Consider the following 18125-nt stretch of genomic DNA (forward strand, 5'->3'; position numbering starts at 1 on the left):
AACCTATTTCTTGGCAAATCCCGCCGCTTGGCCGATCCAATCATCCCGGCCGATGCGGCCTTTCAACTGAAGATGATCCTCGACCCAGGCGATTTCCTTGTCGCTCCATGCGGCGATCTGGGCGAACGACCAGACCCCGAGCTTGTTCAGCACTTCTTCCACCTTCGGACCGATTCCAGAAATCGTCTTCAGATCGTCCGGGCTGGCGGGCTTTGCCATGGAGGCCGGCGCAACCATCATCGCTTCGGCGACCTTGACGGCGTCCGTCTGAACCTTGGCAACGGTTTCGAGGGTCGCATTCGCCGCTTTCTGCATCGATTTGGCCGAAACGGGCTCGGCCGATCTGACAGAAACAGCCGAAGCCGACTTCACGGCCTTCTCGATAGCTGCAGAACTGGAGGCGACGGCTTCTTTGACCGACTTCTCCGCCTTGCGGGCAACCTTGCTGGATGCATCGACAGTCTTGGTCGCTGTCTTGACGCTTTCGGCCACCGTCTTTTCGACAGCCTTCGAGGCCTTTTCAGTCTGCTTCAAGGCGTTATCGACGACTTTCGCGCCAGCATTGGCCATGTCTTCGACGTCAGCGGCCCTGAACGCTGTTTTCGCATCAAACGATACCGGCGCGACGGGAAGACCGAACCGGCGGGATGCTTCCATCGCGCCCTGCATCGAGCCGAAGAAGATGCCCATCATCTGGCTGGCGGCACCCATGCCGATAGCACTTGCCGCAACTGCGGCAGCCGTCGGATGGGCCATCAGTGGCGACATCATGCGCGATGCCGGCATGGCCGACGCCATCTCGCTCATCATCTTCTGCATATCGGCGACCGGTTGCATTATCGTTTCCGGGGTCATGCCAAAGGGAAATGCTGCTTGCGACATAGGAGTGCTCCTTGCAGTCGTCATGAAGTCATCGTTCCCGTCTCGACGTTTCCTCTAGATCAGTCTTTGAACTGCGGCTTATTCGGCCGCTTGCAGTGTCGTGTTCCGGGTCGAATCGGCCCGGTAAGTGTATGCCTCGATGCGCTTTTCCATCTCCGGACGGAAATGGCGGATCAGGCCCTGGATCGGCCATGCCGCTGCATCGCCGAGCGCGCAGATCGTATGGCCTTCGACTTGCTTCGTCACATCGAAGAGCATGTCGATTTCGCGCTTCTGGGCGCGGCCTTCGACCATGCGTTCCATCACGCGCCACATCCAGCCCGTGCCCTCACGGCAGGGCGTGCACTGGCCGCAGCTCTCATGCTTGTAGAAAGCCGAGAGACGCGCGATCGCCTTGATGATGTCGGTCGACTTGTCCATCACGATGACCGCTGCCGTACCGAGACCGGACTTCAGATCGCGCAGCGAATCGAAATCCATCGGACAATCGATGATCTGGTCGGCCGGGACCACGGGTACGGACGAGCCACCGGGGATGACCGCCAGCAGATTGTCCCAGCCACCGCGGATGCCGCCGCAATGCTTGTCGATCAGTTCGCGGAACGGGATCGACATGGCTTCTTCGACGGTGCACGGCGTGTTGACGTGGCCGGATACGCAGAAAAGCTTGGTGCCCGTGTTGTTCGGCCGGCCGATGCCGGCAAACCAGGCACCACCGCGACGCAGGATGGTGGGTGCAACGGCGATCGACTCGACGTTGTTGACGGTCGTCGGGCAGCCGTAGAGGCCTACGTTGGCCGGGAATGGCGGCTTCAGGCGCGGCTGGCCCTTCTTGCCTTCGAGACTTTCGAGAAGTGCCGTCTCTTCACCGCAAATATAGGCGCCGGCGCCGTGGTGGAGGTAGAGATCGAAATCCCATCCGCACTTGTTGCCGGTGCCGAGCAGGCCGGCATCGTAGCATTCGTCGATCGCGGCCTGCAGGGCTTCGCGTTCGCGCATATATTCGCCGCGCAGATAGATGTAGCCGACATGGGCGCCCATGGCGAAACCGGCGATTACGCAGCCTTCGATCAACGTGTGCGGATCGTTGCGCATGATGTCCCGGTCCTTGCAGGTACCGGGCTCGGATTCGTCGGCGTTGACGACCAGATAATGCGGGCGGCCGTCGCTCTCCTTCGGCATGAAGGACCATTTCAGCCCGGTCGGGAAACCCGCGCCGCCTCGGCCACGCAGGCCCGACGCCTTCATCTCGGAGATGACCCAGTCACGGCCATTGGCGATGAGGATGTCGGTGCCGTCCCAATGGCCGCGTTTCATCGCGCCTTTCAAGGACTTGTCCCTAATACCGTAGATGTTGGTAAAGATGCGATCTTCGTCTTTCAGCATCGTACTACCTTCCTTATCGCGGCTTCTTGCCGAAGACGCGGATGTATTCCGCTTCACCACCCTTGGCGAGGGCTTCGGCTTGGCGAGCCCAGTCGTCGCGCTCGATGCGGCCGGCAAATTTCAGGTGATCGTCCACCCAGGCGCGCTCGGCGGCCGTGAGGCTTGCGACGCGCTCATAGGTCCAGATGCCAAGATCATTCAGCTTCGCCTCGATCCTCGGACCGATACCGGAAATGAGCTTGAGGTCGTCCGGCTTGGCCGGCTTTTCCGCAGGCGCCGGCTTGACCGCATCACTGACCGGTGTGGACGGCACTGAGGCCGCGCCGGCAGCAGGCGCATCGGCGCGTTCGCCGCCGGTTCGGCCGCTTGCCGCCGGGGCCGCGTCGGCTTCCGCCTTCTCCGGAGCGGCCGGTTCGCCACCGGCTTCATCCTCGGTCTTCGACGGGCCACCAGGGCCTTTCGCTTCCTGCGGGCTTGCGACGGTTGGATCAGCTTCGAGCGGTACGCCCTTCTGTGCAGGACGACCCTTTTCGACAGGCTCTTCACCACCTGCAGCAGCTTCAGGAGCAGTCGGCTTGACGGCCCGCTCGGCGACGTCCCGATCGGCGACACGCTGCATCGCTTCCTCGTCGCGAAGCGTCGTCGCCCCGCCGAGCGGCGCAGACAGGTGTCGGCCGTTCTGTGGACCCGGCGTGACCGAAGCGCCCTCGCCCGCATCGAACTTGTCGATGATGTCGGCGAGCTGCTCGGGCGTCAGGTCCTCATAGGCGTCCTTGAAGATCATCACCATCGGCGCGTTCACGCACGCACCCTGGCATTCGACTTCTTCCCAGGAGAGCGTGCCCGTTGCATTGGTGTGGAACGGCTGCGCATGAATCTTCTCGCGGCAGACGCGCATCAGGTCTTCCGAGCCGCGCAGCATGCACGGCGTCGTTCCGCAGACCTGCACATGGGCGCGTGTGCCGACCGGCTTCAGCTGGAACTGGGTGTAGAAGGTCGCCACTTCGAGCGCGCGGATATAAGGCATCGACAGCATGTCGGCGATGCCTTCGATCGCGGCCTTGGTGACCCAGCCTTCCTGCTCCTGCGCCCGCATCAGAAGCGGGATGATCGCCGACTGCTGGCGGCCTTCAGGATATTTGCGAATGGTCGCCTGAGCCCAGTCGGCATTTTCCGCATTGAAGGCGAAGGCCGGAGGTTGAACATGGTCTTCAGCAAGACGACGCACGGACATTTCGCAATTGCCTCTCTAGTCGATTTCGCCACAGCGCGAATTCGACAGCGTCACGAATTCGCAAGCATAGGCGGAGCCTTCCTTCTGCAGGAAGACGACGAATCTGTTTCCGGTCGGCGATGACGCCTTGATCTCGTAGCCTTCGGCAACCAGAGCGCCCATCGAGCGGGAACCGGATGATACCGCACCCGAAGGACCGCCGAGCGAGCTCGATGGATTGGCTGTCTGCGCCGCGGCCGGCGACGCTGCCAGTCCCAGCACCAAGAGCGCGAGCAGCCTCAGCATCAGCGATCGACCTCGCCGAAAACGATATCGAGCGAGCCGAGGATCGCCGACACATCGGCCAATTGGTGACCACGGCAGATGAAGTCCATCGCCTGAAGATGCGCATAGCCGGGTGCGCGGATCTTGCAGCGATAGGGACGGTTCGTGCCGTCGGACACGAGATAGACGCCGAATTCGCCCTTGGGCGCTTCAACGGCGGCGTAGACCTCGCCTTCCGGCACGCGATAGCCCTCGGTGTAGAGCTTGAAGTGGTGAATGAGCGCTTCCATCGACCGCTTCATCTCGCCCCGCTTCGGCGCGACGATCTTGCCGTCTCGTGAAGAGACCGGGCCGATCTTGTCCTTGCCGAGCAGGCGCTCGACGCACTGCTTCATGATGCGGGCAGACTGGCGCATCTCTTCCATGCGGATGAGATAGCGATCGTAGCAGTCGCCGTTCTTGCCGATCGGAATATCGAACTCGAAATCCGAATAGCACTCGTAGGGCTGCGAGCGGCGCAGATCCCATGCAGCGCCCGAGCCTCGCACCATCACGCCCGAGAAACCCCAGGCCCAGCATTCGTCGAGCGTCACGACGCCGATATCGGCGTTACGCTGCTTGAAGATGCGGTTTTCCGTCAGAAGCTCGTCGATGTCGTCGACCGTCTTGAGGAACGGGTCGCACCACTTGCCGATATCCTCGACGAGCTGTTCCGGCAGGTCCTGATGGACGCCGCCCGGCCGCACATAGGCGGCGTGCATGCGCGAGCCGGACGCCCGCTCGTAGAACACCATCAGCTTTTCGCGCTCTTCGAAGCCCCAGAGCGGCGGCGTCAGCGCACCGACGTCCATGGCCTGCGTGGTCACGTTCAGAAGGTGCGAGAGGATGCGGCCGATCTCGGAATAGAGCACGCGGATCAACTGGCCGCGGATCGGCACCTCGACACCAGCCAGACGTTCCACGGCAAGCGCGAAGGCATGCTCCTGGTTCATCGGCGCGACATAGTCGAGGCGGTCGAAATACGGGATCGCCTGCGTGTAGGTCTTGTGCTCGATCAGCTTTTCAGTGCCGCGATGCAGGAGCCCGATATGCGGATCGACGCGCTCGACGATTTCACCGTCAAGCTCCAGCACGAGGCGCAAAACGCCGTGCGCGGCCGGATGCTGCGGGCCGAAATTGATATTGAAGTTGCGGACGTTGTGTTCGGTCATGACCTACTGGCTCTTCTTTTCGTCGCCGGGCAGCACGTAGTCGGTGCCTTCCCATGGCGAGAGGAAGTCGAAGTCGCGATATTCCTGGCGCAGTTCCACCGGATCGTAGACGACGCGCTTGACCTCGTCGTCGTAGCGAACCTCGACGAAGCCCGTCAGCGGAAAATCCTTGCGCAGCGGATGGCCCTCGAAACCGTAGTCGGTGAGGATGCGGCGCAGGTCAGGATGGCCGGTGAACAGGATGCCGTAAAGATCGTAGGCCTCGCGCTCGAACCAGTCTGCACCGGGATAGACGCCGCAAAGCGACGGCACCGGCACGTCCTCGCCCGTCATGAGCTTCAGACGAATGCGCAGGTTCTGGCGCGGGGACAGGAGATGATAGACCACGTCGAAACGCTCGGCCCTGCCCGGCCAGTCGACGCCGCAGATGTCGATGAAATTCACGAACTGGCACTGCGGATCGTCGCGCAGGAACGTCGCCAGCTCGATCAATCCGGATGGCTGCACGTGCAGCGTCAGTTCGCCGAACGCGATTTTCGCATCGGTGACGAGAGCCCCACGCTCTTCACGAATGTAGGCCGCAAGCTCTTTCAGCCCGGCGCTCGTAACAGCAATATCCAACCGTTTTCTCCACAAAGGGAAGCGGCCGCCCAGCCCAGCGCCGGACGCCGCGGCACGCGTCAGCGCTCGATGGTACCCGTGCGCCGGATTTTCTTCTGCAGCAGCATGACGCCGTAAAGCAGGGCTTCGGCGGTCGGCGGGCAACCCGGGACATAGATGTCGACAGGCACGACGCGGTCGCAGCCACGTACCACCGAATAGGAATAGTGGTAATAGCCGCCGCCATTGGCACAGGAGCCCATGGAAATGACGTAGCGCGGTTCCGGCATCTGGTCGTAGACCTTGCGCAGCGCCGGCGCCATCTTGTTGGTCAGCGTACCGGCAACGATCATGACGTCGGACTGGCGCGGACTTGCGCGCGGCGCAAAGCCGAAACGCTCGGCGTCATAGCGCGGCATCGACATCTGCATCATCTCGACGGCGCAGCAGGCAAGCCCGAACGTCATCCACATGAGCGAGCCCGTGCGTGCCCACTTGATCAGTTCATCTGTCGAGGTGACGAGAAAACCGCGATCGGCCAGCTCGTTGTTGATCTCACCAAAAAACGCGTCGTCATGGCCGATCGGCTTGCCGGTATTCGGGTCGATGATACCTGATGAAGCCGGAGCTACCATGGTGGCGCCGCCCTGTGCCGCCGGGCGCTGCGGGTACGCTACTGCCATTCGAGCGCTCCCTTCTTCCATTCATAGATAAAGCCGACGGTCAGCACGGCAAGGAAGCTCATCATTGACCAGAAGCCGATCCAGCCGATGTCATTGAAGGACACCGCCCAAGGGAAAAGGAAGGCCACTTCGAGGTCGAAGATAATGAAGAGAATCGCCACGAGATAGAATCGGATATCGAACTTCATGCGGGCGTCGTCGAACGCGTTGAAGCCGCATTCGTAAGCCGACAGCTTTTCTTGGTCCGGCGCGCGATAGGCGACGAGGAATGGCGCCAGGAGCAGCGCACATCCGATGAAAAGCGAAAGCCCCAGGAAGATGGCGATGGGGACGTAGGAACCGAGAAGTTCGTTCATGATGGCTGCCTCTTGCTTCCGAGGCATCCTCAAAGGTCGCGCGAGACGGCCAAGATGCCCAATCGTTCGGAAGCAGGTCATGTTGCAATGCGGTGTCTGACTATCGCACGGGGACACGCGAAGCAAGGGCGAACGCCGCCAATTCAACCCTCGATGTCGTCTTGATGACGGGCGAGTGGCCCGCTCCACGAGACGTCGTCGTCAACCATGCGCAAATGGCACCGCAAAGCGCGCAATCCGGCGTGACGCCCAACCACCAGCAACGATGAAAAGAAGAGCGAGATGCGTACTCACACGAGGCGTGAGCGCCACTTTCCAACATTCTGAAGTATCAGAGGAAAGTGGCGCGAGTGACGGGGCTCGAACCCGCGACCTCCGGCGTGACAGGCCGGCACTCTAACCAACTGAGCTACACCCGCATCCATGAAGCGAAGCAGTGACCGCGTTTTATGTGGGCCGCGCTTCGTTCGTGGCGGCTGAATAGGACCTTGCTTCGGGGCTGTCAAGCGCGGGATGGACGAAATACGACAATTGCACGACGCCAATTTTCCGCCAGCCATCTCTCGCCATGGCTCTGCACAATCGGCGCGTTTTTCTCTTGCACTGCCCATCCAAAACGCCTAGATGGACGCCCGTACCGCCGGTCACCGTTACCGGCCGGGGGCGATTAGCTCAGTTGGTAGAGCGCCTCGTTTACACCGAGGATGTCGGCAGTTCGAGCCTGTCATCGCCCACCATCCCCCCTCTCTTTTTTCTGCATTGCTGGTCATCTGTTGGCCGTGATCACTTCTGCTCGTACGCGTGTGGCCAATTGCCGATCATCTTTTTCGGCCATTGACGATGTTCCTTATTTGTACCAATTCTCGGCGATGCCCCGCCCGATCAGAACGCTTGAAGATGCCGCGCGCCACGGCCTTTATATTCAGGCCGAGTGCCTTCCCTGCGACCGGAAGGCACTGTTTTTCTCGTTGGATCTGACCCAGTTCGTTCACCCGAGCCGCGCGATCCAAAACGTGCCCTTTCGGTGCAAGCAATGCGGGTCGCGCCGGCTGAAGACATATGTGGTGGAACGCGATAACGAGCGCATTCGCGAAGCGGTCGTCTGGCGGCCGATGCGGATGAAATGGTGAGTCGGTCGGTGCAGTCGTCTCAAAGAACCGGCTTTGGGCATCTACCTGCTGCTGATTTTGCCGCAGAACCTCATTGGCAGCTCACTACCACGCCCTCGTGGTTCGACAGGCTCACCATGAGGGCTGAGTGGGACTCCGCCGCACCACCCTCACGGTCGGTTGAAGGCCGATTCCATCTCGCGGCGAATGCGGACGGCCTGGCTGTCCTCGATCGACACATCCGCCCATGTGACGACTGCGCCGGCGGCGACGTCGCGGGTGAGTTTCACGCCGTGGGCAAGACCGATCGGAAGCGCGCCGAAGGCGAGCGAGCGCTCGGCCGGCATGAGTTTGCCCCAAACGGTATAGCCACCCTCCCCGTCGAGCATTTCGCCGGCCTTCAAGGCGTGCTTTGAAACGGCGGCGACGTCGGCTGAGAAGCTCACCGGCTCGCCGGTCGGCTCGTTGCGCAGCGCGGCGGACGCAACGCTGACGGGAAGTTCGAGCCCAATCAGATGGGATGGTCGGTAGAGCGAGGCGTAACGGCCGGACCGGTCGGTCGCGACCTGATATTCCTTGAAGCAGCGCCTCGCATAGTCACCGCGTGCGCCCTCGTCCTCGGCCTCGAAGGTCACGTAGACGCCCCAGCGCAGATCGCCGACGACATGGCGGCCATCGCGCTCCTCGCTCGAGATCACCTCGACCATGCCGCTCTTTTCCAAAAGCCCGCCTTGGGCGCTCGGCTTCAGGATATCGGCGAGATCGTGAACCCCGCAGGGCGGGAAAGAAAGGCCGTCTTCAGGCGCAGCCAAGCCCGTCGCGTTGGCGATTGCCGCCATCTCGATCGCGGATTTCGTGCCGTCGATGAAGGAATTGAACATTTGCGGGTTCATGCCGCCCTTGGCAGCATCTTCCGGCGTAATTCCATAATGGCCCCAGACGGTGTCGGGCGTGGAGCGGCTGTACTCGGGCAGATATTTGGTGCCCTTGCCGGCAGCCACGACCCGGAAGCCGCAGGTGCGGGCCCAGTCCACCATTTCGCAGACGAGCGCCGGCTGGTCGCCATAGGCCATGGCGTAGACGAGCCCGGCGCGGCGGAACCGCTCGGCCAGCAAAGGGCCGGCGAGCACGTCCGCCTCGACATTGACCATGACGATGTGTCGGCCATGCTCGGCGGCAAGCAGCGCGTGCCGCACGCCGGCGGCGGGATTGCCGGTCGCATCGACCACCACATCCAGCCCATTGGCCGCAATGAGGGCTTGCGTATCCTCGGTGATCATCGTGCGGCCGGAGGACCGGGCGTCGTCGAAGGATTGAGCCATCGCCGAATCGGCATCCCAACCGGTTGCCTCAAGCGCCTTGCGGGCACGCTCGGCCGACAGGTCCGCAATGCCCATCAGGTGCATGCCGGGGATGGTTCGAACCTGCGACAAAAACATCGAGCCGAATTTTCCAGACCCGATGAGGCCGACGCGAACGGGCCGGCCCTCCTCTGCCCTGCGGCAGAGCTTGGCGTATAGGTTCATGGTTGTCCTCCCCGGGCGTTTTGGATGTTACTCAGCCGCCTCCAGCGTCCGTGTGGCGGCAAGGCCGGCGGGCTTCGGCCCGCCATGGGCCCAGTCCAGAAGCTCTACCGTATGGATGACGGGAATGGCCGTGCCGCTTGCGATCTGGGTGATGCAGCCGATATTGCCGGTCGCCACGACATCCGGCCGCGTCTTCTCGATATTGGCGATCTTGCGCGTCTTCAGTCGGGCCGAAATTTCCGGCTGCATGATGTTGTAAGTGCCGGCCGACCCACAGCACAGATGACCTTCGGGCGGGTCCTTCACCATGAAGCCTGCCGCCTTCAGAAGGTCCTTCGGCTGGCGCGTGATCTTCTGGCCGTGCTGCATGGAGCAGGCCGAATGATAAGCCACCGTCAGCGGCTCGGGTGCCGCGACCGCGGGGATCGCGAGCGTCATCAGATATTCGGTGATGTCCTTGGTCCGCTCCGAAACGATTCTCGCCTTTTCCGAATAGGCCGGATCGAGCCGGAGCATGTAGCCGTAATCCTTGATCGTCGTGCCGCAGCCGGATGCGGTGATGATGATCGCGTCGAGCCCCCGCTCGATCTCGCGCGTCCAGACATCGACATTGCGCCTTGCCGATTCGAGCGCCGCTTCCTCGCGCCCCATATGATGCACCAGCGCGCCGCAACAGCCTTCGCCTTCCGGCACCACGACCTCGATGCCGAGGCGCGTAAGAAGCCGGATGGTCGCTTCGTTGATGGACGGCTTCAGGACCGGCTGGGCGCATCCGGTGAGGATCGCCACGCGGCCACGGCGGGTACCGGTGGCGGCCCGCGCACCCGGCTCCGCGGACTTGGACTTGCCGGGCACCGACGAGGGCGCCAGGCGCAGCATGGCGGCAAAGGGCTTCAGCGGCTTCACCGAATCGAAGAGCGGCGCCAGCGGACGGCCGAGCCGCGCCGCGTTCAGCGCCAGCCGGAAGCGCGCGGGATACGGCAACACGGCAGCGAGCACCTGGCGCGTCAGCCTGTTCATCAGCGGCCGCTTGTAGGTCTTCTCGATGTGGACGCGGGCATGATCGACGAGGTGCATATAATTGACGCCCGAAGGGCACGTGGTCATGCAGGCAAGGCACGAGAGACAACGATCGATATGCGTCACAATCTCCTTGTCGGCCGGCCGATCGTTTTCCAGCATGTCCTTGATCAGGTAGATCCGACCACGCGGGCTATCGAGCTCGTTGCCAAGCGTCACATAGGTCGGGCACGTCGCGGTGCAGAAGCCGCAGTGGACGCATTTGCGCAGGATCTTTTCCGATTCGGCGACGCCGGGATCGGCAAGCTGGGCGGCAGAGAATTTCGTTTCCAAAGCAGCGAATCCTAGAAAAGCCAGCTCTGCGGATTGGGCATCGGCTCCTCGCGCGATGCTTTCTGCAGGCCTGCGATGATGCGAACGATTGCCCAGATTGCGACGAGAATCATCAGCAGGAAGCCGATCGCGACGAGCGCCAGGATAGAGCTGATGATGGTGTAGAGAACGCCGATCCAGAAGGTGCGGATCGCCCATGTGTAATGCGTCTCAGCCCAGGGCTGCGCGGTGCCGCGGCTCATATAGGCCATGATCAGGCCGACGAACGCCGTGACGCCGACAATGGCGCTGACGAGATAGAGGCCGTAGATCAACATGATGTTGTTCTTGCCGGGCTCGAACCATCCGCCGCCATTGGGTGGGCTGCCACCGGGCAGCGGCGTTCTTGGGCCTTCCTCGTGCAAGCTCATCGATGTCTGCCTTTCAATATTTGTCGCTCACGCAGGCTCGGGCGCCTTCAGCGCGGCCATGCGACCCGGATTGAGGATGCCGATCGGATCGAACTCGGCCTTGAGACGTGCAGATAGAGCCGCAAGCGGACCGGGCTGCGGTTGAAACACGTCCACCGAGCGACGCAATTCCGGCGCGGCCCGCACCAGCGTTGCGTGACCTCCGCCGACCGCGCGGATCGCCTGGCGCAGGCCCACCGCATCGGCGCCCGCCTCCATGCGCAGCCAGACAAGGCCACCCTGCCAGTCGTAGAAGGCATCGATCCCGGCCTTGAGCCGCAACGCTGCCACCAGCGCATGGCCTTCCATCGGCGCGACGGAAACGCGCCAGACAGGCCTCATCGTGCCATCGGCAAAGGGCTTCACATCTCGGACTTCCTGCCAGAGCTGGCGTGACTGAGCGTCATCGAGCCTTTCGGTCGGCCCGAATGGCGCCAGCAGCTGTGCGAGCCTTTCGAAACGATAGTCGACTGACGGACCGAAGCCTTCGAGCCGCAGCACCGTCGCGGCACGCGGCAACTGACCGTCGATGAAGCGCCCCTTTACGCTTTCCGGCAGATGGGCAGCGCACGCCACCTCGCCGCTCGATCCCATGGCGAGCGACATCGCGGCAGTCGCATCGCTGTCGGTCAGCCCGAACAACACCAAGGTTGCTTCGGTTTGCGCGCGCGGGAGCACCTTCATGGTCACTTCGGTCAGCACGGCAAGGGTTCCCCAGGAACCCGCGAGACCCTTGGAAAGATCGTAACCGGTGACGTTTTTGACGACGCGGCCGCCCGATTTGACGATCTCGCCCCGCCCGGTGACGCAGCGGATGCCGAGCACATGATCGCGCGCCGCTCCCGCCTTCAGCCGGCGTGGCCCGGCGAGATTGGCCGCCAGCATGCCGCCGATCGTGCCCCTGCCCGGCTCTTCGCCGAGAAGCGGCCCATAATCCATCGGCTCGAATTCGAAGCGCTGGTTGTTCTCGGCAAGCACTTTCTCGATTTCGACGAGCGGCGTCCCGGCCCAGGCGGCCAGCACCAGTTCGTCGGGTTCGTAAAGCGTCAGTCCATTCAGATCGGCGAGCGACAGCGTTTCCGCCGTCTGCATCGGCCGGCCGATCGCGCGCTTTGACCCCTGGCCGACGATCTCGAGCGGCGTCTTTTCCGCCGCGGCCCAGGCGACGGCGTCGCGCACCTGGTCTTCGGTCGCGGGGCGAAGATGAGGATCGCCGCTTTTCATAGTCACCTGTCCGGCTGCCATCATCAAAACCGCGGAATGTCTGGGAACGGCAGCGCGCCGGCGCTCACATGCATGCGGCCGAGTTCGGCGCAGCGGCGCAGCTGCGGGAATACCTTGCCCGGGTTGAGAAGATGCTTTTCGTCGAAGGCGCACTTGACCCGCATCTGCTGGTCGAGGTCGATCTCGTTGAACATCTCCGGCATCAGGTCACGCTTTTCGACGCCGACACCATGCTCCCCGGTCAAGACGCCGCCGACCTTGACGCAAAGCCGCAGGATATCGGCACCGAACGCTTCAGCAGCGGCCAGTTCGCCCGGCTTGTTGGCATCGTAGAGAATCAGCGGATGAAGGTTGCCGTCACCGGCGTGGAAGACATTGGCGACGCGAAGGCCGTGGATCTCCGAGAGCTCCCGCATGCCGGCCAGAACGCGCGGCAGTTCTTTCCGCGGGATCGTGCCATCCATGCAAAGATAATCGGGCGAGATGCGGCCGACCGATGGGAAGGCGGCTTTTCGGCCTGCCCAGAAAGTGGCGCGCTCCTCTTCGCTCTTCGATACGCGGATCGTCGTCGCGCCGTTGCGAAGCGCCAGTGCCTCGACTTCGGCAAGCAGGAAATCGACTTCGGCTTCGGGCCCATCCAGTTCCACGATCAGCAGCGCTTCGACATCCAGCGGATAATCCGCGTGAACGAAGTCTTCGGCGGCGTGGATCGCCGGCCGGTCCATCATCTCCATGCCGCCTGGGATAATGCCGGCAGCGATGATGTCGGCCACGCATTGGCCGGCGGTTTCGGAAGTCGGGAAGCCAATGAGCGCTGCGCGCGCCGTTTCCGGCTTCTGCAGAATGCGCACGGTGACCTCCGTGACCACGCCGAGCAGACCTTCGGAGCCGGTCATCAGGGCCAGCAGGTCATAGCCTTCGGAATCAAGGTGCTTGCCGCCGAGCCGGACTATGTCTCCGTTGATCAGAACGACTTCCAGACCGAGCACATTGTTGGTGGTCAACCCGTATTTCAGGCTGTGAACACCACCGGAATTTTCGGCGATGTTGCCGCCGATGGAACATGCGATCTGCGACGATGGATCCGGCGCATAATAGAAGCCTTCGTCCTGCACCGCATGGGTAATGCCGAGATTGGTGACGCCGGGCTGCACGACGACCGCGCGGTTGGCGTAATCGATGTCCAGAACCCGATTGAAGCGCGACATGACCAGAAGCACGGCGTCGGCAAGCGGCAACGCACCGCCGGACAGCGACGTGCCCGAGCCGCGCGGAACGACGCGAATGCCGTTCTTGTGGCAATAGCGCAGTACGCGGCTCACCTGCTCCACGGTCTCCGGCAGGACGACGACGAGCGGCATCTGTCGGTAGGCCGTCAGCGCATCGGTTTCGAAGGCGCGCATCTCGTTGGTGGCATCGACCACGCCCTCGCCCGGCACGATATCGCGTAGATCGGCAACGATGCTCTTGCGGCGCGCCAGGACGTCCGCATCCGGCTCCGGCATCTTGAGCATGGGTGATCTCCCGTTTAGGTTCCCGCGTGTGGTCTATTTTGTTTACCAGACAATCCAGGGCATCCGCAATCGGCCGCAAGGATGCTTTCGCGCGAATACTGCGAAGGTCGAAATCCAATCCGTGAAGCGATGCGTAACACTTGATTGGCTCCACAAATCCGGGGTCGAGTTGGGGGCCGTCAGCCGAGGATGCGATGAACAATCTGGGCGATCTTGAAATATTTGCACGCGTCGTCGCAGCTGGCAGCATGTCGTCTGCCGGTCGAGAACTCGGTCTCTCGCCGGCCGTGGTATCGAAACGACTGCGTCGCCTCGAAGATCGCTTGGGCACGCGACTTCTGCAGCGCACCACGCGGCAGATCTCACTGACGGAAGCCGGGCATGGCTTCTACGAGCGCGTTCTGGCCATTCTGGCCGGGATCGAGGAGGCCGAAGCCTTCGTCTCCAGACGTTCGGCACTTGCCCGCGGCACGCTCAAAGTATCCGCGCCCACTTCGTTCGGACGCATGCACATTGCGCCCCACATCAACAGCTTCATGCAGGCCAACCCGGATCTCGCCGTCAATCTGGTGTTGTCGGACGAGTTCGTCGACATTGTCGGCGACGGCTATGACGTGGCGATCCGAATTGCCGAACTGTCGGATTCGAGCCTTGTCGCGCGCAAACTCGCGCCTGTGCAGCGCATTCTCTGCGCTTCTCCCGATTACATCGAACGGATGGGCGAGCCGAAGAAGATCGGCGAGCTCGATCGTCACGTCTGCATCCCGTCGCACAACAGCGAGCCCTGGAAGATGGAGGGACCCGACGGCGCGCTGATCTACCGGCCGCTCGGGCCGCTTGCGACCAATTCGTCCGAAGTGGTGCGCGAATGCGTCATCGGCGGCGTGGGAATCGCCCTTCGGTCGACATGGGATATCGGTCACGAATTGGCGAGCGGCCGGCTTGTCCGCGTTCTGCCCGACTACGAAGGATCGCGGAACGTTGCGATCCATGCGGTCTATGCGAGCCGGAGGTTCCTGCCGGCCAAGATCCGCGTCTTCATCGATTTTCTTGCGGCCCTGTTCGGACCGACGCCCTACTGGGACCTCCCAAAACCACAAGTGGCCGACCTTGCGGCGCTGCGGAAGAATGCCGTGAAACAGGCGGAGGCCGCATCGGCCGCCAAGGCCACGGAACAGGCTGCCGCGGCGCACGCCAAGGATAAGGCCGCGGCCGAGTAGCTTTCGCGGCTTAATTCGAAACGCTCAGATTTCGTAGTCGCCGTCAGAGGCTTTGCCCTTGGCGGCGTCTTCGTCTTCACGGCGATGATGCTGACGAATGCCGCGCACAATCAGGAAAATGACCAGCACGACGACCGGCACGGATAAACCGGTCACCAGAGCAGGGTCGATCGGCAAGCCAAGATCCGACAGGGCCTTGGCGAGATAGGAAACGAGCCCGACGACGTAATAGGAGATGGCTGCGACCGAGAGCCCTTCGACCGTCTGCTGAAGGCGCAATTGCAGTTTTGCGCGGCGGTTCATGGAATGCAGCAGCGCCGAGTTCTGTTTTTCGAGCTCCACGTCGATCCAGCTTCGAAGGAGCTGCGTGGCACGCGCCAGCTTGCGCGACAAATTGACCTGGCGTTCTTCCACCGACCGGCAGGTGCGCATTGCGGGCGCCACGCGGCGTTCCAGAAATGCGCCCCAGGTGTCGTAGCCGGGCACCGCCTGCTCGTGCAGCGCCTTGATGCGCTCGAGCACGATGCCGTCATAGGCGCGGCTCGCACCGAAACGGTAGAGCCCGGCTGCGGCATTCGCTTCAAGTTCAGCGGCAAGACGCGTGATGTCCGTCAGCATCGCGTCTGCGTCTTCGCGCGCGTTTTCCCGCATCTTCTGCGTGATCTCGGTCAACCTGTCTTCGATGCGGCGGATTTCCGGCGACAGGGTCTGGGCCTGCGGCAAGCCCAGCATGGCAAGCGTGCGATAGGTTTCGATCTCGATCAGGCGCTGCGTCAGCGCACCTGCTCGCGCCGGCGACAAACCCTTGTCGAGCACGAGAATGCGGGTCAGCCCATCCTTGTCCTGCCGGAAATCGGTCAGCGCCGCAGCGCGCCCGTCTTCCACCAGCGAATAGCAGAGGCTCGACGGATCGAAGATGCGAATTGCCTGTGCTTCCTCCTCATCGGTCCATTTGCGGATTTCAAGCCGAACGCCGGAAATGAGGCTGCCCGGGGGATTGAAGCCGTCACCGAAGGGATGGCCGACGAGATCGCCATCGAAGCGATCCGGCACTGGCCCTTCCCAGGCATAAGTGGAAAACTCCGTGTGGCGCTCCCACCGCAGCATGCCCTGCCCCCAGGACAAGGTGTGATGCCGGGCATCCTTCTGCGGTGCCGACAGGCCACGGGCTCGGATCAGGTCAGCGAGAACGGCGTGGTCGACGCTCGCCCCGCCATCGGTCATGAAGGCCAGCTGAACGATGACGCGGGGCGTTTCCAGAAGCGGCGATGGGCGCGCGTGGATCTCGCCGAGCGCCTTGGCACGCTGCGGTGCGACCGGAAAACCAAAACTGCCCCTGCTCAACTCAGCACCCTCGAGACCACGAACCCACGGTGCACTATCGGCGTCGCTGCGCGATTGAGCAAGGGGCCGAACCGAAACACAACTGGCAAAGATTATTGACCACTGGCTGTCTCAGTTGATAGTTTCAGCGGTGACTAGGTGCCGACGGTGGGCGGCGGAGCGACATCCCATGAGTTCCGACATTTTCAAGAGCATCGACCATGCGCGCACGGCGGATGCCGTGGTGCTGCAGATCGAGCGGCTCATCCTAGAAAGCGTTCTGCGCCCTGGGGATCGCCTGCCGGGTGAGCGCGATCTCGCTCAACAGCTCGACGTCTCCCGGCCGATTCTGCGCGAGGCACTGAAGGAGCTGGAGCTTCGCGGGCTCGTCCATTCACGCCATGGCGGCGGCACCTTCGTTGCAGATATCGTCGGGCAGATCTTTGCGCCGGCGCTCGTGCAGCTCATCGGGCGGCACCGGCGGGCGACCGAGGATTATCTCGAGTATCGTCGCGCCATGGAGGGCATGACGGCGGAGCTTGCGGCACGGCGGGCAACCGCTGCGGATCGGGCGCAGCTGTCTGCGCTGGTCGACACGATGCGCGAAGCTCACGGCCGCGCCGACTTCGCCGAGGAAGCCGAACTCGACGTTGAACTGCACGATGCTGTCGGCGAAGCGGCGCACAATATCGTGCTGCTCCATACGCTGCGGTCCTGCTACCGGCTTCTCGCCGACGGCGTCTTCTACAATCGCGCGCTGATCTACGGAGTGCCGGGTGCCCGTGACACTCTTCTCGATCAGCATTGCGCTATCGCCCAAGCGGTGATCGCGGGCGATCCCGACCGCGCCCGCAAGACGGCGCAGGACCATATCGATTTCGTATCCAAAACCATGGAAGAAGCCGAGCGTGTCGACGACTGGGAACAGATCGCCGCCATGCGCCTGAAGCAACGCCGCGCCCCGAAAGCGGCCAAGGCACAAGCCATGATCGCCAACAAGGAGGCCGCCGAGTGAGCCTGAACGTCCCCACCACCACGCCGCGGGTGGGCCTTTTCGTCACCTGCCTCGTGGATCTTTTCCGGCCGAGCGTCGGCTTTGCGACGATCAAGCTTCTGGAATCGGCAGGCTGCACGGTGGACGTGCCGCGCGCGCAAACCTGCTGCGGCCAGCCTGCTTATAATTCCGGCGACCGCAAGGATACCGCCGACATTGCGCGCCAGGTGATCGAGACCTTCGAGGGCTTCGACTATGTGGTCGCGCCTTCCGGGTCCTGCGCGGCGATGCTGAAGAAGCACTATCCGGAGCTCTTCGCAGGCGATCCGCACTGGGAGAAACGCGCGGCCGAGTTCGCGGCGAAGGTTCATGAACTCGTCTCGTTTCTAACCGATATTCGCGGCATGACGGATGTGCCGGGGTCTTTCGACGGGACCGTGACCTATCACGATTCCTGCTCGGGACTGCGTGAACTGGGCGTGCGGAGCCAGCCCCGCGCGCTGCTCGGCTCGATCGACGGTCTTGATCTCAAGGAACTGAAGGATGCGGATGTCTGCTGCGGCTTCGGGGGCACCTTCTGTGTGAAGTACCCAGACATCTCCAACGCCATCGTCACCAAGAAGGCAGCCAATATCGAGGCGAGCGATGCCGATCTGCTGCTTGCCGGCGATCTCGGCTGCCTGATGAACATGGCGGGCAAGCTGAAGCGCCAGGGCGCGAAGACAGAGGTGCGGCACGTGGCGGAAGTGCTGGCCGGCATGACCGACACGCCGCCCATCGCCGGTTCGGGACGCTGA

The 18125-nt window shown here is 62.7% G+C and carries 17 protein-coding genes, 2 tRNA genes and 1 pseudogene; 5 read left to right on the forward strand and 15 right to left on the reverse strand.

The window, feature by feature from the left end; all coding sequences use genetic code 11:
- Positions 1-3 precede the first annotated feature (3 nt).
- From PU133_RS13685 to PU133_RS13725, 9 genes are all read right to left on the reverse strand, one after another.
- Positions 4-882: a hypothetical protein gene (locus tag PU133_RS13685; RefSeq protein WP_404862145.1), complete on the reverse strand. Its 879-nt coding sequence runs from the start codon at positions 880-882 to the stop codon at positions 4-6.
- Positions 883-960: 78 nt separating this feature from the next.
- On the reverse strand, positions 961-2268 hold the full coding sequence (gene nuoF, locus PU133_RS13690) for an NADH-quinone oxidoreductase subunit NuoF (RefSeq protein WP_404862146.1): 1308 nt from the start codon (positions 2266-2268) through the stop codon (positions 961-963).
- Between the two features lie 13 nt (positions 2269-2281).
- Entirely contained in the window at positions 2282-3502 is a 1221-nt protein-coding gene (locus PU133_RS13695; RefSeq protein WP_404862147.1) for an NADH-quinone oxidoreductase subunit E, read from the reverse strand.
- A gap of 15 nt (positions 3503-3517) precedes the next feature.
- A complete protein-coding gene (locus PU133_RS13700; RefSeq protein WP_404864543.1) occupies positions 3518-3784 on the reverse strand; it encodes a hypothetical protein in 267 nt (88 codons plus the stop codon).
- A 2-nt stretch (positions 3785-3786) separates the two neighbouring features.
- Complete coding sequence (locus tag PU133_RS13705) at positions 3787-4977, reverse strand: NADH-quinone oxidoreductase subunit D (RefSeq protein WP_126010661.1); 1191 nt, start codon at positions 4975-4977, stop codon at positions 3787-3789.
- 3 nt (positions 4978-4980) lie between these two features.
- The gene (locus PU133_RS13710) at positions 4981-5592 is read right to left on the reverse strand and encodes an NADH-quinone oxidoreductase subunit C (protein ID WP_164528006.1); all 612 of its coding nucleotides are present in this window, start codon (positions 5590-5592) and stop codon (positions 4981-4983) included.
- A 65-nt stretch (positions 5593-5657) separates the two neighbouring features.
- Positions 5658-6212: an NADH-quinone oxidoreductase subunit B family protein gene (locus PU133_RS13715; RefSeq protein WP_164528007.1), complete on the reverse strand. Its 555-nt coding sequence runs from the start codon at positions 6210-6212 to the stop codon at positions 5658-5660.
- Between the two features lie 38 nt (positions 6213-6250).
- Positions 6251-6616, reverse strand: coding sequence for an NADH-quinone oxidoreductase subunit A (locus PU133_RS13720; protein ID WP_126010663.1), 366 nt, complete (start codon positions 6614-6616; stop codon positions 6251-6253).
- Positions 6617-6958: 342 nt separating this feature from the next.
- Positions 6959-7035, reverse strand: a tRNA-Asp gene (locus PU133_RS13725).
- Between the two features lie 242 nt (positions 7036-7277).
- Here PU133_RS13725 and PU133_RS13730 point away from each other — a divergent pair.
- A tRNA-Val gene (locus PU133_RS13730) sits at positions 7278-7353 on the forward strand.
- Between the two features lie 36 nt (positions 7354-7389).
- Complete coding sequence (locus tag PU133_RS13735; protein WP_404862148.1) at positions 7390-7746, forward strand: hypothetical protein; 357 nt, start codon at positions 7390-7392, stop codon at positions 7744-7746.
- 149 nt (positions 7747-7895) lie between these two features.
- Here PU133_RS13735 and PU133_RS13740 read toward each other — a convergent pair whose 3' ends face one another.
- The 5 genes from PU133_RS13740 to PU133_RS13760 are packed head-to-tail and all read right to left on the reverse strand — an operon-like array spanning position 7896 to position 13791.
- A complete protein-coding gene (locus tag PU133_RS13740; protein ID WP_404862149.1) occupies positions 7896-9251 on the reverse strand; it encodes an NAD(P)H-dependent oxidoreductase in 1356 nt (451 codons plus the stop codon).
- 27 nt (positions 9252-9278) lie between these two features.
- On the reverse strand, positions 9279-10604 hold the full coding sequence (glcF, locus tag PU133_RS13745) for a glycolate oxidase subunit GlcF (RefSeq protein ID WP_404862150.1): 1326 nt from the start codon (positions 10602-10604) through the stop codon (positions 9279-9281).
- A gap of 11 nt (positions 10605-10615) precedes the next feature.
- Positions 10616-11014 (reverse strand): DUF4870 family protein, encoded by a 399-nt coding sequence (locus PU133_RS13750; protein ID WP_404862151.1) that lies wholly within the window; start codon positions 11012-11014, stop codon positions 10616-10618.
- 27 nt (positions 11015-11041) lie between these two features.
- Positions 11042-12283, reverse strand: coding sequence for a glycolate oxidase subunit GlcE (gene glcE / locus PU133_RS13755; protein WP_404862152.1), 1242 nt, complete (start codon positions 12281-12283; stop codon positions 11042-11044).
- Between the two features lie 17 nt (positions 12284-12300).
- On the reverse strand, positions 12301-13791 hold the full coding sequence (locus PU133_RS13760; RefSeq protein WP_404862153.1) for an FAD-linked oxidase C-terminal domain-containing protein: 1491 nt from the start codon (positions 13789-13791) through the stop codon (positions 12301-12303).
- A 194-nt stretch (positions 13792-13985) separates the two neighbouring features.
- Between PU133_RS13760 and PU133_RS13765 the strand changes: the two are divergent.
- Positions 13986-14876, forward strand: a pseudogene (locus tag PU133_RS13765) (LysR family transcriptional regulator); the annotation flags it as partial.
- Between the two features lie 159 nt (positions 14877-15035).
- Here the strand turns inward: PU133_RS13765 and PU133_RS13770 are convergent.
- A complete protein-coding gene (locus PU133_RS13770; RefSeq protein WP_404862154.1) occupies positions 15036-16355 on the reverse strand; it encodes a DUF3422 family protein in 1320 nt (439 codons plus the stop codon).
- 169 nt (positions 16356-16524) lie between these two features.
- Between PU133_RS13770 and PU133_RS13775 the strand changes: the two genes are divergently transcribed.
- Together PU133_RS13775 and PU133_RS13780 are read left to right on the forward strand one after the other, a co-directional pair.
- A complete protein-coding gene (locus tag PU133_RS13775; RefSeq protein ID WP_126010670.1) occupies positions 16525-17349 on the forward strand; it encodes an FCD domain-containing protein in 825 nt (274 codons plus the stop codon).
- The gene (locus PU133_RS13780) at positions 17346-18125 is read left to right on the forward strand and encodes a (Fe-S)-binding protein (RefSeq protein WP_404862155.1); all 780 of its coding nucleotides are present in this window, start codon (positions 17346-17348) and stop codon (positions 18123-18125) included. The genes PU133_RS13775 and PU133_RS13780 overlap by 4 nt, the downstream gene beginning before the upstream one ends.

The sequence above is a fragment of the Georhizobium sp. MAB10 genome (assembly GCF_045012825.1).
In the GTDB taxonomy this organism is placed as follows: Bacteria; Pseudomonadota; Alphaproteobacteria; order Rhizobiales; family Rhizobiaceae; genus Georhizobium; species Georhizobium profundi.

What these genes read in the sequence shown, in the direction of transcription:
- PU133_RS13685 (WP_404862145.1), bottom strand. Translation starts at nt 882, where the DNA reads ATGTCGCAAGCAGCATTTCCCTTTGGCATGACCCCGGAAACGATAATG.
- nuoF (WP_404862146.1), bottom strand. Translation starts at nt 2,268, where the DNA reads ATGCTGAAAGACGAAGATCGCATCTTTACCAACATCTACGGTATTAGG.
- PU133_RS13695 (WP_404862147.1), bottom strand. Translation starts at nt 3,502, where the DNA reads ATGTCCGTGCGTCGTCTTGCTGAAGACCATGTTCAACCTCCGGCCTTC.
- PU133_RS13705 (WP_126010661.1), bottom strand. Translation starts at nt 4,977, where the DNA reads ATGACCGAACACAACGTCCGCAACTTCAATATCAATTTCGGCCCGCAG.
- PU133_RS13715 (WP_164528007.1), bottom strand. Translation starts at nt 6,212, where the DNA reads ATGGTAGCTCCGGCTTCATCAGGTATCATCGACCCGAATACCGGCAAG.
- PU133_RS13720 (WP_126010663.1), bottom strand. Translation starts at nt 6,616, where the DNA reads ATGAACGAACTTCTCGGTTCCTACGTCCCCATCGCCATCTTCCTGGGG.
- PU133_RS13740 (WP_404862149.1), bottom strand. Translation starts at nt 9,251, where the DNA reads ATGAACCTATACGCCAAGCTCTGCCGCAGGGCAGAGGAGGGCCGGCCC.
- PU133_RS13750 (WP_404862151.1), bottom strand. Translation starts at nt 11,014, where the DNA reads ATGAGCTTGCACGAGGAAGGCCCAAGAACGCCGCTGCCCGGTGGCAGC.
- PU133_RS13760 (WP_404862153.1), bottom strand. Translation starts at nt 13,791, where the DNA reads ATGCTCAAGATGCCGGAGCCGGATGCGGACGTCCTGGCGCGCCGCAAG.
- PU133_RS13775 (WP_126010670.1), top strand. Translation starts at nt 16,525, where the DNA reads ATGAGTTCCGACATTTTCAAGAGCATCGACCATGCGCGCACGGCGGAT.